The organism is Pseudaquidulcibacter saccharophilus (assembly GCF_019455445.1).
Classification (GTDB): Bacteria; Pseudomonadota; Alphaproteobacteria; order Caulobacterales; family Aquidulcibacteraceae; genus Pseudaquidulcibacter; species Pseudaquidulcibacter saccharophilus.
The window spans coordinates 162,651-178,249 of record NZ_JAHWUS010000001.1; the positions used below are offsets into that span (position 1 = coordinate 162,651).

13 protein-coding genes and 1 tRNA gene are annotated in these 15,599 nt (G+C 42.5%); 10 read left to right on the forward strand and 4 right to left on the reverse strand.

Features of this window, described 5'->3' with window-relative positions; genetic code table 11:
* Positions 1–136 precede the first annotated feature (136 nt).
* The 10 genes from zwf to KXV15_RS00715 all read left to right on the forward strand — a co-directional run bounded on the left by zwf (position 137) and on the right by KXV15_RS00715 (position 9,466).
* Complete coding sequence (gene zwf / locus KXV15_RS00670; RefSeq protein WP_240006229.1) at positions 137–1,615, forward strand: glucose-6-phosphate dehydrogenase; 1,479 nt, start codon at positions 137–139, stop codon at positions 1,613–1,615.
* A 59-nt stretch (positions 1,616–1,674) separates the two neighbouring features.
* Positions 1,675–2,373 carry a 6-phosphogluconolactonase gene (gene pgl, locus KXV15_RS00675; protein WP_240006230.1) on the forward strand — a complete coding sequence of 233 codons (699 nt, stop codon included), beginning with the start codon at positions 1,675–1,677 and terminating at the stop codon, positions 2,371–2,373.
* Between the two features lie 72 nt (positions 2,374–2,445).
* A complete protein-coding gene (edd, locus tag KXV15_RS00680; protein WP_240006231.1) occupies positions 2,446–4,254 on the forward strand; it encodes a phosphogluconate dehydratase in 1,809 nt (602 codons plus the stop codon).
* A 35-nt stretch (positions 4,255–4,289) separates the two neighbouring features.
* A complete protein-coding gene (locus KXV15_RS00685; protein WP_240006232.1) occupies positions 4,290–5,243 on the forward strand; it encodes a glucokinase in 954 nt (317 codons plus the stop codon).
* A gap of 10 nt (positions 5,244–5,253) precedes the next feature.
* Positions 5,254–5,880, forward strand: coding sequence for a bifunctional 4-hydroxy-2-oxoglutarate aldolase/2-dehydro-3-deoxy-phosphogluconate aldolase (eda, locus tag KXV15_RS00690; RefSeq protein WP_240006233.1), 627 nt, complete (start codon positions 5,254–5,256; stop codon positions 5,878–5,880).
* Between the two features lie 9 nt (positions 5,881–5,889).
* A complete protein-coding gene (pyk, locus tag KXV15_RS00695; RefSeq protein WP_240006234.1) occupies positions 5,890–7,308 on the forward strand; it encodes a pyruvate kinase in 1,419 nt (472 codons plus the stop codon).
* A gap of 136 nt (positions 7,309–7,444) precedes the next feature.
* On the forward strand, positions 7,445–8,305 hold the full coding sequence (cysE, locus tag KXV15_RS00700) for a serine O-acetyltransferase (RefSeq protein WP_420830562.1): 861 nt from the start codon (positions 7,445–7,447) through the stop codon (positions 8,303–8,305).
* Positions 8,306–8,370: 65 nt separating this feature from the next.
* Entirely contained in the window at positions 8,371–8,634 is a 264-nt protein-coding gene (locus KXV15_RS00705; RefSeq protein WP_240006235.1) for a hypothetical protein, read from the forward strand.
* Positions 8,635–8,701: 67 nt separating this feature from the next.
* Complete coding sequence (locus tag KXV15_RS00710; protein ID WP_240006236.1) at positions 8,702–9,154, forward strand: GNAT family N-acetyltransferase; 453 nt, start codon at positions 8,702–8,704, stop codon at positions 9,152–9,154.
* A gap of 222 nt (positions 9,155–9,376) precedes the next feature.
* Positions 9,377–9,466 (forward strand) — tRNA-Ser (locus KXV15_RS00715).
* A 291-nt stretch (positions 9,467–9,757) separates the two neighbouring features.
* On the opposite strand, the gene KXV15_RS00720 is transcribed toward KXV15_RS00715, so the two are convergent.
* The 4 genes from KXV15_RS00720 to KXV15_RS00735 all read right to left on the reverse strand — a co-directional run bounded on the left by KXV15_RS00720 (position 9,758) and on the right by KXV15_RS00735 (position 15,559).
* The gene (locus KXV15_RS00720; protein WP_240006237.1) at positions 9,758–10,939 is read right to left on the reverse strand and encodes an HNH endonuclease; all 1,182 of its coding nucleotides are present in this window, start codon (positions 10,937–10,939) and stop codon (positions 9,758–9,760) included.
* Positions 10,939–11,262, reverse strand: a complete 324-nt coding sequence (locus KXV15_RS00725; RefSeq protein WP_240006238.1) for a nucleotide pyrophosphohydrolase — start codon at positions 11,260–11,262, stop codon at positions 10,939–10,941. Before KXV15_RS00725 ends, KXV15_RS00720 begins: the two co-directional genes overlap by 1 nt.
* Before the next feature lie 377 nt (positions 11,263–11,639).
* Positions 11,640–14,000, reverse strand: a complete 2,361-nt coding sequence (locus tag KXV15_RS00730) for a phospholipase D-like domain-containing protein (protein WP_240006239.1) — start codon at positions 13,998–14,000, stop codon at positions 11,640–11,642.
* On the reverse strand, positions 13,997–15,559 hold the full coding sequence (locus KXV15_RS00735; RefSeq protein ID WP_240006240.1) for a hypothetical protein: 1,563 nt from the start codon (positions 15,557–15,559) through the stop codon (positions 13,997–13,999). The genes KXV15_RS00730 and KXV15_RS00735 overlap by 4 nt, the downstream gene beginning before the upstream one ends.
* Positions 15,560–15,599 lie beyond the last annotated feature (40 nt).

The window sequence follows — 15,599 nt, forward strand, 5'->3', positions numbered from 1 at the left end:
CATCTTTTAAATAAAAAAGCAGTTATGAATAGAATATGTATAAATTTGTAATATGCAGTTTGTATAAAAATTAAAAACGTCATATAAGGCAAAATTACTGGGGCAGTTTTAATATTATTTTTGTCAGGGAGACTTTATGGCAGAATTTGTGCCCGTACCAACGTTTGAATTAATTGTGTTTGGTGCATCAGGTGATTTAGCATTACGGAAACTGTTTCCATCTCTTTTCCACCGTTTCTGTGATGGTCAAATTCCAAAAGAATCAAAAATTGTTGGTATCGCGCGTCATGCCTTGAGCCGTGAAGAATTTCATGAGGCTGTTACCAATGGTTACATTAACCTTGCCCAAGGTGAAAAAGACCATCCGCGCCTAAAAGAGTTTTTGGAATTAATTGATTATGTTGCACTTGATGCTGCGGATGAAAACGCGGAATGGAATTTAGTGCATGACGCATTAAAACATGACGGTGAGGAACGCGTAAGGGTGTTTTACCTTTCAACGCCGCCTGCGGTTTTTGTTCCAATTTGCCACTCATTAAAGACTTCTGGCCTTGCCACACAAACCTCGCGCGTGGTTCTTGAGAAGCCATTAGGTCGTGATTTGCATTCTGCCAAAGCCATTAATGACGGTGTTGGTGAAGTTTTTTCAGAAGATCGCGTTTACCGTATCGACCATTATTTAGGCAAAGAAACCGTACAAAACCTTTTGGTTTTGCGCTTTGCCAATGCGCTATTTGAACCAGTTTGGTCGCGCCATGCAATTGATCACGTCCAAATCACGGTTTCCGAGGATATTGGCGTGGGTTCACGTGGTGGTTATTACGATAAATCAGGCGCAATGCGCGATATGGTGCAAAACCATATGTTGCAACTTTTGTGCCTTGTGGCGATGGAGCCACCTGCATCGATGGATGCCGATGCAATTCGTACTGAAAAAATCAAGGTTTTGCGTTCATTGGAACCAATCACCGCCGACACAATCGCCGAAGATACGGTGCGCGGTCAATATAAAGCAGGTTTGGTTGGCGATGAAGCGGCCCCAGGATATCTAGAAGAATTAAAAAAATATGATGACAGTTTAAATTCTTCTTCAACCGAAACTTTTGTTGCGCTTAAAACCCACATTCATAATTGGCGTTGGAGCGGCGTGCCATTTTATTTGCGCACCGGAAAACGCCTTGCAAGCAGACGTTCTGAAATCGTGGTACAATTTACGCCACCGCCTCATGTTTTATTTGAAGGCGAATCAAAACCCAATCAGCTTGTAATGCGACTTCAGCCTGATGAAGGGGTTGAGATGTGGTTACAAATCAAGGAACCGGGCCCTGGTGGTCTTCGTATGAAATCGGTTCCGCTTGATTTGTCCTATGCTGAGACTTTTACCCTACGCTATCCTGATGCTTACGAGCGGCTTTTGATGGATGTGGTGCGGGGCAATCTTTCACTATTCATGCGCCGTGACGAGGTTGAGGCAGCGTGGATTTGGGTTGATCGCATCATCAAGGCATGGGAAGATAAAAAGATTGAACCCCATATTTATACTGCTGGCTCTGACGGTCCACTTGCTTCGGCGCTGATGATGGATCGTGATGGTCGGGCATGGAAAGAATTATAGTTTAATTTCTTGCATATAAATATTCACCCCGCAGTGCGCGGGGTGGCAGGGTTTTTAAAATGCTTAAAATAAATAAATTTGAAAATCGTGATGCTGCATTTGCTGCACTTGCTGCGGCATTAAAAGATGCAACAAAAAATGCGATTGCGAAGAATGGCCATGCCAATATTGCATTATCTGGCGGCTCAACCCCTGAACCAGCATATAAAGACTATGCAGAAGGGGGTTTTAACTGGAATGATGTTAATATCATTTTGGTTGATGAGCGTTGGGTCGATATTGATGATGATGGCTCAAACGAGAAAATGCTGCACCGTGCCTTTACCGCAGCAAAGGGCGTAAATATCATTGGCATGAAGCAGAAAAATGCCGACCTATATGATGCCATTCCTGTTGTTGAGGCGATTTATAATAGATATCTTCCTGCGGATGCTATTGTTTTGGGCATGGGTGAAGATGCCCATACTGCATCATGGTTTGCGGGGGCTGATAATCTTGATGAAATTTTAAAGCCTGATTATCCGCATAATATTGCGCCAATGAATGCCGCCCATTCAGAGGTTGGAAAAAAATATCCGTTAAGAATAACATTAACTTTGCCTGCTATTGCATCTTGCGATATGGTAATGCTACTCATATTTGGTATAAAAAAATTAGAAGTGTTTGAGCGTGCAATAACTGGGGACGCAAGCTCAGGCCCAATCAAGGCAGCAGTTGATGCCGCCAAAAAAGGTTTTGTCGTTTTCTGGGCGGAATGAAATAATTATTCCGCATAGTAAATTGCAATTTAAGTTCGCTTTTTGCGGGCTACCAAAAGAAGGATAAAATAATTGCGTCCCGAAATTAATGCTGTGACCGACAGGATAATTGCGCGTTCTCAAAAGACACGTGAAGAATATCTTGCACTTATCGAAAGCCATAATTCAAAAACCCCAAGCCGTGAACGGTTGGCCGCTGCAAATCAGGCGCATACTTATGCCGCCTGCCCTGCGCTTGATAAATCTGAATTAATTGGTGGCAAATGGCCGAATATCGGTATTGTAACTGCTTATAATGACATGCTTTCGGCGCATGAACCCTTAAAGGATTATCCCGATATCATCAAAACAGCAGTTCGCAAATATGGCGCAATTGCACAGGTTGCAGGCGGTGTTCCGGCAATGTGTGATGGGGTAACACAAGGTTTTGAAGGCATGGAATTATCGCTGTTTTCGCGCGATATTATTGCAATGTCCACCGCAATTGCGATGTCGCACGATGTATTTGATGCAGGGATATGCCTTGGGGTTTGCGATAAAATCGTCCCAGGGCTTATGATTGGTGCATTGCGTTTCGGCTGGTTGCCGTTCATTTTCTGTCCATCTGGTCCAATGACTTCTGGCATTTCCAATAGTGAAAAAGCGAAAACCCGCCAATTATATGCCGAAGGCAAAGTTGGACGCAAAGAATTGCTTGAGTCCGAATCAAAGGCCTATCACGAAGAAGGAACTTGCACATTCTATGGAACCGCCAATTCCAATCAGATGATGATGGAATTTATGGGCGTTCATATGCCAAATTCCGCCTTTATTAATCCACGTAATCCATTGCGTGCAGCATTGGTAAAAGCAACCGGCGTTCGCGCCAGCAAAATCACACATTTGGGTGATGAATATTTGCCACTTGGAAAAGTTATCAGTGAAAAGGCAATTGTAAACGCAATGGTTGGTCTTTGTGCCACTGGCGGTTCTACTAACCATATGCTGCACCTTCCAGCGATGGCACGTGCCGCAGGGATTATTATCAATTGGCAGGATTTTGAAGACATCTCAGAAGCTACGCCGCTTTTGGCGCGCGTCTATCCAAATGGACCGGCCGATGTAAATCATTTCCACGCGGCTGGCGGCATTGCCTTTTTGATTGATCAATTACTTGAAGGTGGATTGTTGCATGATGATGTATTAACCGTCATGGGCAAAGGGCTTTCAAATTATACGCAAGAGCCGTTTTTGGATGGTGACCTTGCTGTATGGCAGGCGGGCACCAAAAAAAGCCATGATGAAGATATCTTGCGCCCACTATCAAACCCATTTGCACCAACTGGTGGCTTGCGTCTTGTTAAGGGTAATATTGGTCGTGGTTGCGTCAAAATTTCTGCGGTCTCACAAGATCACCACGAAATCAAAGCACCGGCACGGGTTTTCACGTCCCAAGCAGACTTTCATGAAGCGTTCAAAGCAGGCGAACTTGATAAGGATGTCGTGGTTGTGGTTCGCGGACAAGGACCACGTGCGAATGGGATGCCTGAATTACACAAACTAACACCTGCACTTGGCGTATTGCAAGATAAGGGTTTCAAGGTTGCACTTTTAACCGATGGACGCATGTCGGGTGCATCGGGTAAAATTTTGGCGGCAATCCATGTTACACCAGAGGCATTGAACGGCGGCGCAATCGCCAAAATTCGCGACGGTGACATAATTCATATCAATGCCAACGGAATCATTGAGGCGTTGGTCAATGAAAAAGAGTGGGAAGAACGCACTGCAACACTTCCCGATATGTCATATTCACATAACGACATTGGGCGCGAATTATTTACCGTATTCCGCAATAATGCGGGCGCGGCCGAAGATGGCGCATCACAATTCGAATATTAAAGAATTGAATATTTAACAGGGGAAAGCAAATAAAAATGGATAAACCGGTTATAGTTGGCGATGTTGGCGGCACAAATGCAAGGCTTGCGATTGCAAAACGTCTTAGTAACGGCAAAATTGACCTCACTCATGTCGGCATAAAACCGGTTGAAGAATTTCGTTCATTAGAGGCCGCGCTTGAAAATTGGTTGGTAGATATTGAAGAGAAGCCAAAAAATGCGGTATTTGCGCTTGCAGGTGTAACAGGTTCTGATGAGGTTCGCTTTACCAATTCAGATTGGGTGGTTTCGGCATCAAAAATTAAAGAAATTTTTGGGCTTGATAGCGTGCTTTTGGTAAATGACTTTGCGGCACAAGCGATGGCAATTCCCGCCACCAAAGACAATGCCTTTGAAGTTATTAACAAAGGCAAACCGATTGACGGAGCACCCAAAGTTATTTTGGGCCCTGGAACTGGTCTTGGTATGGCAGGTCTTGTCCAAACCAATGATGGCTACCGTGTTATGCCTACCGAAGGCGGCCATCAGGCATTTGCACCACGTTCTGATATAGAGCGTGAGATTTTGAAAATCCTTGCAAGTGCATTTGACAATGTCACTTTTGAACACGTGGTTTCCGGCCCCGGCCTATTAAGAATTTACAAATGTTTGGGAACAATTCGCGGCGAACATACACCGTTTGATACGCCACCAGAAATTGGCGAAGCGGCGGCGAATTTATCATCCCAATTAGCGGTTGATGCTGCTAAAACCCTTTCACTTATGCTTGCAACTTTCTGCGCCAATGCAGTTTTGGCATTAGGCGCACAAGGTGGTTGTGTAATTGCCGGCGGGGTCGCGGAACAATTGTCAAAATTCATTGCTACTGATGATTTTCTGGAACGTTTCAAAAATATTGGCGTGATGTCAAATTATGTGCGCGACGTTCCACTTTTAAGAAATACCGATAAATATGCTGCACTTCGTGGTGCAGCAATGTTTGCACAATGAGGATTATGAAATGACTGCCTTTGCTTCACGTTTAAGATTAAACCCAATCATTCCAGTTTTGGAAATTCCAAAAATCGAATATGCTGCACCTTTGGCTGTTGCCCTTGAAAAGGGTGGCGTTAAATATGCCGAAGTAACACTTCGTACAGAATGCGGCATTGATTCAATTCGCGAAATGAAACAGGCCGCGCCATCATTGGTAGTTGGTGCAGGCACAATTTTGACCGAAGGTGATGTTGAAGCCTGTGTTAAGGTTGGCGCTGACTTCATCGTAACCCCGGGTTCAAGCCCGCAATTGCGTGAAGCTCTTTTGAAACTTGATATGGATGTTATGGTTGGCGTAACCACCGCCACAGAAGTTATGAGCCGCCTTGAAGAAGGCTTTGGGGTTTTAAAATTCTTCCCAGCTGAATCATTTGGTGGTGCGGGAACTTTAAAATCATTCCAAGGACCATTTAAACATGCGCAATTCTGCCCAACTGGCGGCATTAGCCTTGATAAAATACCAAATTACCTTGCGCTTTCTAATGTGGTTGCCGTGGGCGGAAGCTGGATTGCAACCAAACAATTATTAGAGGCTGAAGATTTCGCAACCATCGAAGCCAACGCCCGTCTTGCTGCACAATTTAATCAATAAAGGTTCAATATGATAAGAAACCGCCGCACCAGAATCGTTGCCACACTTGGCCCAAGAAGCCGCGACCCAGATACCACTTTGGCGCTTGCACAGGCGGGGGTTGATGTTTTCCGCCTGAACTTTTCGCACGGGTCATTTGATGACCATCGCCTTGCCTATGAATCCGTACGCTCTGCTGAACTTGCTGTGCAACGACCGCTTGGTGTTCTTGCGGATTTACAAGGACCAAAACTTCGCCTTGGAACCTTTAAGGATGGAAAAAAAATCAAGCTAGAGGCAGGTGATAAATTCCGCCTCGTTCTTGAAAAAATTGAAGGTGATGAGAAACAATGTTCACTGCCGCATAAGGAAATTTTTGCGGTTATGAAAAAAGGGCTGAATCTTTTGGTTGATGATGGCAAGGTCCGCCTTGAAGTAACCGACCATGGTGAAGATTGGGCCGAAGTTGTTTGTATTCGCGCGGGCTTTTTATCGGACCGTAAAGGCGTAAACGTTCCCGAAGCTGTATTACCATTGTCGGCAATTTCCGAAAAAGATCGCAAAGACGTTAATTTTGCACTTGAGCTTGGCGTTGATTGGGTTGCATTATCATTTGTGCAACGCGCTGCCGATATGGCGGAACTTCGCTCTATTGTAAAAGGGCGCGCGGCGGTTTTGGCAAAAATTGAAAAACCGGCGGCATTAAAATCACTAAATGAAATTCTTGATTATTGTGATGGCGTTATGGTGGCGCGTGGTGACTTGGGTGTTGAACTTGCGCCCGAAGAAGTGCCGATTGCACAAAAAACCATACTTCGCGCGGCACGGCAACGCGGTGTGCCAACCATTGTTGCCACCCAAATGCTTGAAAGCATGATTACATCATCAACACCAACCCGTGCCGAAGCTTCAGACGTTGCCAATGCGGTCTATGAAGGTACAGACGCACTTATGCTTTCGGCGGAAACCGCATCCGGTGACTTCCCGCTTGAGGCCGTTGAAGTAATGAGCCGTATTGCCGAACGTGTGGAAAAAGACCCACGTTGGGCCGGTTTAATGGATGCCGAACATTCCAACCCTGAACATGAAATTTCCGATGCAATTTCTGCGGCGGCAAGAGTTGCGGCAGATGTTTCCAACGCAAAATGTCTGGTTGCCTTTTCGGCACGCGGCACAACCGCATTACGGATTTCACGCGAAAGACCGCTGCAACCCATCCTTACCCTTACGCCAAATATTCAATCGGCGCGTAAATTGGCACTGGCATGGGGCATGGAAACCCGCATCATCTATGATCCAAAAGACATTGAAGAAATGGCAGAGCTTGCATCAATTTATTCAAGTGGCATCGGGCTTGCCAAATCAGGCGACAGGATTGTTGTGGTTGCTGGTGTGCCATTTGGTACCCCTGGTGCAACCAATTTATTGCGCATCGCAAGGGCAAAATAAATAGTTTCAAAATAAAACCAGAATAAATTTATTCTGGTTTTATTAAACTTAATCTGTTATCCAAATGGCGTGTGGTTTTGGGCTTGAATTTTGTCGCCCAAAGCCCCAAATAGTTTTTTTGCAAAGAAATTGAGTTATGGGTAACAACCTCGTTAAAAATAATCCGCCTTTAAAAATCATTGATAACCATACAAATGGCAACATTTGGGATGTTATGCGCTTTGAGGCCGGACAGGCGGCAAATGATGAGCCGGCACTTGGTTCATTGCTGCATGCAACGATTTTAAACCACAAATCATTATCACGCGCCCTCGCCTATCAATTGGCACAAAAAATTGGTGGCGCGGATTTAAACTCTTTGCAAATTCGCGAAGTTTGTGCCGAGGCGTATATAAATAATCCGCAGATTGTTGAATATGCCGAAATTGATATGGATGCCGTAATGCAACGTGACCCCGCTTGTCATTCATATTTGCAACCATTTTTATATTTCAAAGGCTTTCAAGCGCTTCAGGCGCACCGCATTGCGCATTATTTGTGGCAAAATGGGCGGCAATTATTGGCGCTGCACCTACAAAGCCGAGTAAGCGAATTGTTTCAGGTTGATATTCACCCCGCCGCAAAAATCGGCAAAGGCGTTTTCATTGACCATGCAACAGGGATTGTCGTAGGCGAAACCGCCGTTATCGGTGATAATGTTTCTATCCTCCATAATGTTACCCTTGGCGGAACTGGCAAAGAGGGCGGTGACCGCCATCCAAAAATTGGTGACGGCGTTTTGATTGGCGCGGGCGCAAAGGTACTTGGCAATATTCACATCGGTGAAAATGCGCGCATTGCGGCCGGTTCATTGGTGCTTAAAGATGTTGTGCGCGGGGCAACGGTTGCGGGCATCCCGGCCAAAGTTGTGAAGGTTGCACCGTCTGAATGTTGCGCCCAATCAATGGATCAGATTTTTGATTGCGCCGATATTGCCACTTTTGACCCCGGCCTCTAAGTTTTCAGGCTGCTAATTATTGGCTTATAAACCATTTGTTAAGCATAAATTCCTAATGTTTGCGAATGGCTAATATTTCCGACGCACCAAAATTTAATAATCCGGCCCTTGCCGCTTTTGCCCAAAAGATGGCACAGTCACGCGCCATTAATATTCCACAGGCGCAAGTCGCGGCACAAGCACCCAAAAGCGCGCCAATTGCGGAAAAAGAAAATATTACAACAACCGCAATTAATAATAATGCGGCGGTAAATGCGGTCGAAGAAGCCCCCCAAAAGCCCGAGGGCGCATTCGTGCGAAAAGGCATGTTCCTCGATATTAGGGTTTAATTTACGCGGATGCTCTAATATGCTAAAATCTTCTGTTCATAATAAAAAAATTGATCAAGAGAACCAGATGCAAAACGGGTTGAAACGCATAAATAAAAAAGAGCTTGGGGATTTGAAAATTATCCTTTTATCCGAAGGTTTGCCTGTGCAAACCATTGGCTCTGCCCCAATTAGTTTCTTTTCAATCAATGCCGAAAATGGCGCGCCGCTTGGTTGGGGCGGAATTGAAATTTATAATGACGCGGGTGTCTTGCGCTCTGTGGTAATAAAAAATGCATTGCGTGGCATGGGGTCTGGCAAAAAGCTCGTTAAAGCCCTGATTAATGAGGCGCGGGATTTGGGCCTGAAAAAACTTTGGCTTTTAACAATTAATGCCGAAACCTTTTTCTCCCGCCTTGGGTTTCAACACGCCATAAGATCCGAAGCGCCCAAGGCAATCCAACAATGCGAAGAATTTACTTGGGGCTATAATGATACCGCCCATTGCATGTGCCTTAAACTAAAACCCGCGTGCGAATAGTTTATTCAAGCCAAGTGTGCAAACATCTTGCATTTATTTCGTAAAAATATATTCAGACTTTCTCAATTTAAGACCCGTAACCAAGGTCTTTTTGTTAAATTTGTACTCAAATCAAATTTAAATTAATGTTTGGGGCAGGTGGCCCGGAAGTGAAGCGAAAGCGAAACGACCAAACAAACCAACGAGGTCACATAACCAGTGACCTCGGATCAATGGTGAGATGGGCAGGTGGCCGAGTGGTTGAAGGCGCACGCCTGGAACGCGTGTATAGGTGAAAGTCTATCGAGGGTTCGAATCCCTCTCTGTCCGCCATTTATTTGATGTAATTTGTTGATTTTATTTAATTAATCAAAAATCCACTTCATTCCTTACCCATATTTTTACCCATATTTGCGTTCAGATACTTTTGATTGTGATGGCAATCCACTCTAATTCTTTTCATTAACTCTTGAATATTTTATTTTTCGCCTCGAAAATACGGATTATCCATTTCCGCAAAGTTCATATATACGCTAGTAACTTCATGCATCTGACAACTCCTTAGGATATAATCTACCATTTTCTGGATGATTTCTAGGAGCTCAGGTCAACTGGATACATCGTTTAGATCTTTGAGTTGCGAGCTTCCAATGCCTTAAGGCTAGGGCGGTCTCCACTTTTTTTGGGCAGTCTAATTTCTAATTTATCGTATTTACCATATTCTGAATCTAGCAATTGATCAGATATTTTGATTTCATATTTTTGATTTATTTCAATCAAACGGAGATCGAAAAGAGCATGCACATCTGCTCGCAACAATATTCCATTTTGGATATGATTTGTAAGTTCACCATTGTAAGGAACAATATGAGCAGCTTCCAAAACCTCCGTAACGTCACAACCAGTAATTGCGCATTTGAAATCATATGCTTGCAATAGCTGGTTTCGAAAACCTGCCTGCCCCCTTCTTAATACAATACTTCTTAAAGTCTTTTTGCGAGCGTCCTCATAGCTACCAAGCTCAAAATAGTTTTCTGTTTCCAGTTCACTCTCTACGCTAATGAGCTTAAGCTTAGTTGCGAGATAGGTTGAGTCGCTATTAGTTTTTCTAAGTGCTTTCATCAACGGCAGGAAAATCGAAAACGTTTCATTTACAGTAGACGATAAGCTAAATGTCGAGTTTTCATCAAAAATATCGTCAATGCTATAAAATCTCCCAATCGTACCTCCACCGTTTGAACCAGCGTCTCTTGACTTAAGATGCGCCAGTAGGTCGCTCAGACTATCAAAATCTGATTTACCTGATAGACGGTTTTTTTTAGCAAAAAACCAATTTCCAACTTGACGCAATTGTGTTTCGAGTTTTCGCGTAAAATCACTGTCAGGTCTTGGTAATTTCGCGTTAATTAGTGGGACAATTTCTCTATTTTTAAGTTTTAGATCGGCATTATAGTAGTCATCTTCATGAATAGACACAGAAAACCCAATTTCCAGCCCGCGCTCATTTGCAATGACATAAACTTGAGGAAATCGCTCAAAAGAATCTGCTGTGTCATTGATTATCGAGGCCCATAAATCTGTCGGTCTCTGTCCTTGAATACCTCCATCTCGATAAAATCTGCAGTTCCAAGATTTAAACTCATTATTAAAAGAATTTTTCGCTATAGCAAATTCAACTGAATTAACTAGTTCCGCAAAAATTCTCTGATAAGAATCTTTGTCTTGTTCAGTGACAATGTTGTTTGAAAAAGCATGTCCTGGTGCATGCTTATATCTTTGGAAAACCTCCCAGTCTGTGCGTTCCATCAGCTATGCCCCTTGTTAAACCTTGCTTTATTTATTTCATGCTTTTCTACCACTGCTTGCAACAAGTCAATCTTCAGTACATCTGACAAATAAATTAGATAAATCATCACATCAGCAATCTCATCTGAAATTTCTTTTAGATAAATTTCATCATTAATCTTTATGCTAATTTCAACATTGGATAACCATTGGAATTTCTCTAGTAACTCAGATGCTTCGAGAACGATAGAGAGAGATAAATCTTTGGGGTTATGAAATTTTTCCCATCCCATCTCTTGCCTTAAACTGAATAACTCCAACCTAATTTTCTCAAGATTGTTCACTTCTTATCCTCACAACTTCGGCGTGATAGCCTGTTTATAAATGCATCAAGCGCCCTTACAGGGCGAGGCGTAGCCCAAACATGGTACAGCGAGCATGGGCATACTCGGTTTTGTCCGTCGTCATAAAAAATCGTCTCTAATATTTTTCATTATTTTTTGCGCGCCAAATTCAAATTTTCAAAATTAATAGACATTTAGGGTTATTAACAAGATTATTGTAATATTATTTGCAGATTCGTTTTAACCGCAAAATCAAACTATACTAAATTTGACCAGAACCCCCTGAAGAAATGCTAAAAATGCTCCAAGAAACGATACCACCACATCGCCAAGATGACATTTCAATAGTCGTTTTGGATTTGGAAAAATAAGGCTCTCTAACTTAAAATACCTCCAAATCTATCTTGGAATTTAGCCTCCAGAAGTTTTACAAGATCAGCATTAGCCTTTTCTTCCGAGATTGTTTGCGAGTATATAAGTCGGATTTGTTTAGATACGTTCTCAAAAATTTGCTTTAAAATACTAAGTTCTTTTGAGGACTCTATCGCCTTATTCACAGCATTTGCTGCCCAATTTGCTATCACTAAGTACTCTATTACACGGTTTTGCTCGTCTTCATTTGGCTCAAGAACCAAATTATTCCAAACCTGAAATCTCCCGAAATGGCAAAATAATATGCGGCAAATAAGCCTGGGCCAATCGAAACCCTCCCTGGTATAAAGAGGCAATATTTGAGGCTTTCGTGGTTTTCCCCTGATAGGCTGTGCGTAATTCAATATAATTTGAATCATTGCTCTGAATCTTACTAGCTCTGTTGTTCTGAAAGTGCTGCCAATCATGTGCTGACCGCGCTTTTCAAATTCGTTCACCAAACTAAGTATTTGTCTTGCATTAGTTTTATCCATTTCTTTCCGTCGATAGTTTTCAATAATCTCTGCGCTATTTGTGGCATTTTCTATTAATAGAGGAGGTTCATTGCTTTTTACTTCATCGCATACATCGACTGGTTCACTGATTGTAAAATCGAGACTTTCTGCTTTCAATATTTCTTGGGTTTCCATCGAGTCAAAATCATCCGACATAATGCCGATGAGACGGTTTAAGACTGTCGATAGCTGATTTGCAGCACTATTAATTCGCCCAACCGAAAACTCTGCCAATGACTTTGGGTCTTTTTGGGCTTCAATGCGCGCTTTTTCAAAGTCGTTCCTCTTAAGCAATTTATATGAAACATTTCCTGAGTCTTCGTTAGTATCTTGTTGCGCAGCTTTGATTGTAGGCTCAGTTTTCTCTAAGCTGTTAAGCTCGATCATTTCGAGTTCGTTTAATATTTCTATCAAACATAAATCCTCATCGTTGATACCCGATAACGTTTCAGACAATTTGCCAGCACGTCCAAGTTGCGGCGGCAGGGTCGCTTGAGAAATTGCGTTTAGGTCGGTAACAATAATCGGCGCCGAATAGGCATAATCTTCAAATTGTATAAGGCCATATTTTGGACGCGTGCCGTCTGCTTCTAAATCAATAGCCCAAACTTTACTTGGTTCGCCGTGTAAATCAAAAGGCTGTCCATATGAAATATCTTCGCGCGAAAAAAGTTGTAATTTTATCCAATTATTTGTTTTGACTTCAGGCGCCTTCCAAATAAGGCGGCTATTGCTAAGAGTTAATTGTCCACCGTCTCTTACGATATTTTCAACTACTCCTTTTGAAATTTGCAATTCTAAATCAGGTAGGTCTTCTTCTCGGATTGGCAGATTTAGATAATTTTGAAGATCTAATCTCTCTAGTGCTGTCTTTGTCTCAACTCGCGTGTATATACCCGCTTCCGCATTGCCTTGGTGCTTTGGGCCCATCAAAGCAGGAAAACTACAATTTATACTTCCAGATATGACATGATCCCATTCTTTGCCAATTGCTATAAACAACTTAGCATGAAGAAAACGACCTTTTGCATCTTCGTCCACCTCAAATAACTTTACACTAGACAATGAGGAAAGGGCTAATTTCGGAAAGTTTTGAGTGTTTTTCTCAACAAGTATATGCAACTCAGGGTTTCCAAGTGCCTCCCCTAGCCTGCCTAGCCCGCTTAACCGTTCATCCCAATACGGTGACATAATTATCAGCTTTTCAATTTTATCAGAGCCAACACATTCGACAATTTGTTCAATTAATGTCTTTTCCGGACGATCTGTCAAAAGCCTGATATGTTCCATTTCAGAAATATTATTTAGTTTTGAAACTGCATCAGATAACCAGGGTGCTGATTGAATTGCTCGATTATATGCCGCCTCAAACCAAGGGTCGTCATTAGGAACGTAACCTCTAATGTACTCGATAGCTTTTGCAAAAAATACTGAGTTTTCAGGAAGGTTTTTGTCATAGGAAATTGTTGCAAGCAATTCCCGATTTCCGCCTAACCCAAGTGCTGTTAAATTTGCCGAGCCCACATAAAGCTTCCCAATATTATTTCCTATAAGCATTGTAATTTTTGGATGGAATGCACCTGGTGCAGAAGTCTTTATTAGGTGATACCCACTTCCTGCAGACTTTGCTGCGCCAAAATCTGACAAGCTTTGATTTGTCATTTGTCTGTCCGCAAGAACAATAATATTCCTGCATCCCGAACGTCGAAGCTTTGGGTAAGGTATATCTTCGAAAGCTTGCGCTCCAAAGGCAAAAGTTGTCATAAAGGCAGAATGAAAGCCATGTTTGCCAAATTCCTCGAAGTATTTCATGCTTTTTCAAGCTCCGCTCTTCCCAGTTCTGTAATGCCGCTTTCATCTATAAGATCAATGTCTTTTAAGAATCGAATTGCTTGCTCTAACCTCGGGCTACTTGGAGTAACAGTAAAATCAGTTCTGTACCTTAAGAAGCCGTCATCCGGTTCCATAAGATATGTATAGGCCCTCTGGTTTCTAAACTTGCGTGAAGCAACCCAAAGGTGGCGCTTTAATACACGTTCGCCAATTACTTCTGCTATTACATTTCGGGCATTTTTGTTATCTTTATCGGATAAAAATTTCATTTCCGTATCAATTGATCTAAAATGCTCTAAGCCTCTTGGCACTTTTTCGATTGTTTCAATTAATGCATCATATCGCGAGGAAAGCGCAATGATTAACGCAAAGGAAGCACGAATCTGTAGCTCTACTGTCCCAGTTGCGTGGGCATCGCTTAATTCTTCATAAATTCTTTTGATTGTTGATCCAAATTCTTCATTTTCAATCATTGCAGATTTGAAAGATTTCCAAGACTGATTTTCAGAAAAAGTAAAATTGGACATCATTTCCGCTATTAATACGTTTAATGATAGCCTTCTATTTTCTGCACCTTCCAATATCGCAAGAGCCGCATACAACAGGTTTTCATACGCCAACCTCATCAAATCGAAAGCTTGATAGGCGGCCCAAAATTTAATGACGTCATTTTCTTCAAAATCAATGATTTGTGAACTTATTTTAGAAGAAGGCTCAAACCAGCTCCACTTCAACTCCTCGGATTTGGGTGTTTTCTTTAATAAGCTGGCAAGACTTAGGATTGCGAGCATAGTTTGCTTTCGCATTTGATCCGCAGGCAAAGGGTTAGACACCTTTCCGAGCAAAATATCCTTTAGTATTTTGTGCTCAGTTGACTGTGGGTTTAGCGAAGCGGGCTTCAGTACATTTAATTTATCAAGCAGAGATAACGAGACTTCTGCACTCTTAGCCGCTTGAAAAAAATCTTCGCACAAGCTCCCAATGTTTTTTTCAAAAGCCTCGGCAAGTGGTAATGCTCTTTCGCTGCAAAAAGGAATTGGACGTTTATCAAGATGCACCAAACCCATTTCAGACATTTGCGTGGAGTAGATTGCGAAAAATGCGCCACCATTGTTTCTCAGATATTTATGTTCTGGTTCCGATTTCAGGTCAGCACCAACACTAAAATCAATTTTAGTAGATTTGTCGTCTTGGTGTGAAACTTTGCCAATTTCTCTACCTGCCCACTCTATACCCGCAATTCCTAGTTCATAGTCGCCATAAAAACAAGCTAAAGCAAAAAGTGCTTCACATCTGCGTTGGAAAACACGAAATTGATGAGGATCACTATTTTCCTTTGTGTCCTCAATATGGTCTTCATAATATTTTAATATCCACGCGAAGAATGAGTAATACCTATAGCGCAGTGTGATTGTGCTTATTCCGGGAAGCAATGATTGGTAAATCAACTCAATCGGACGCTGCATACCCAACGGATCAAGGCCACTGTCCTGGCCAAGTTCTGTCCATTCGGGGAAGCCTTGATCTATTATATCCATAACAACTCCGCTTAATACATCTAAAGGTCCAAAACCCTAT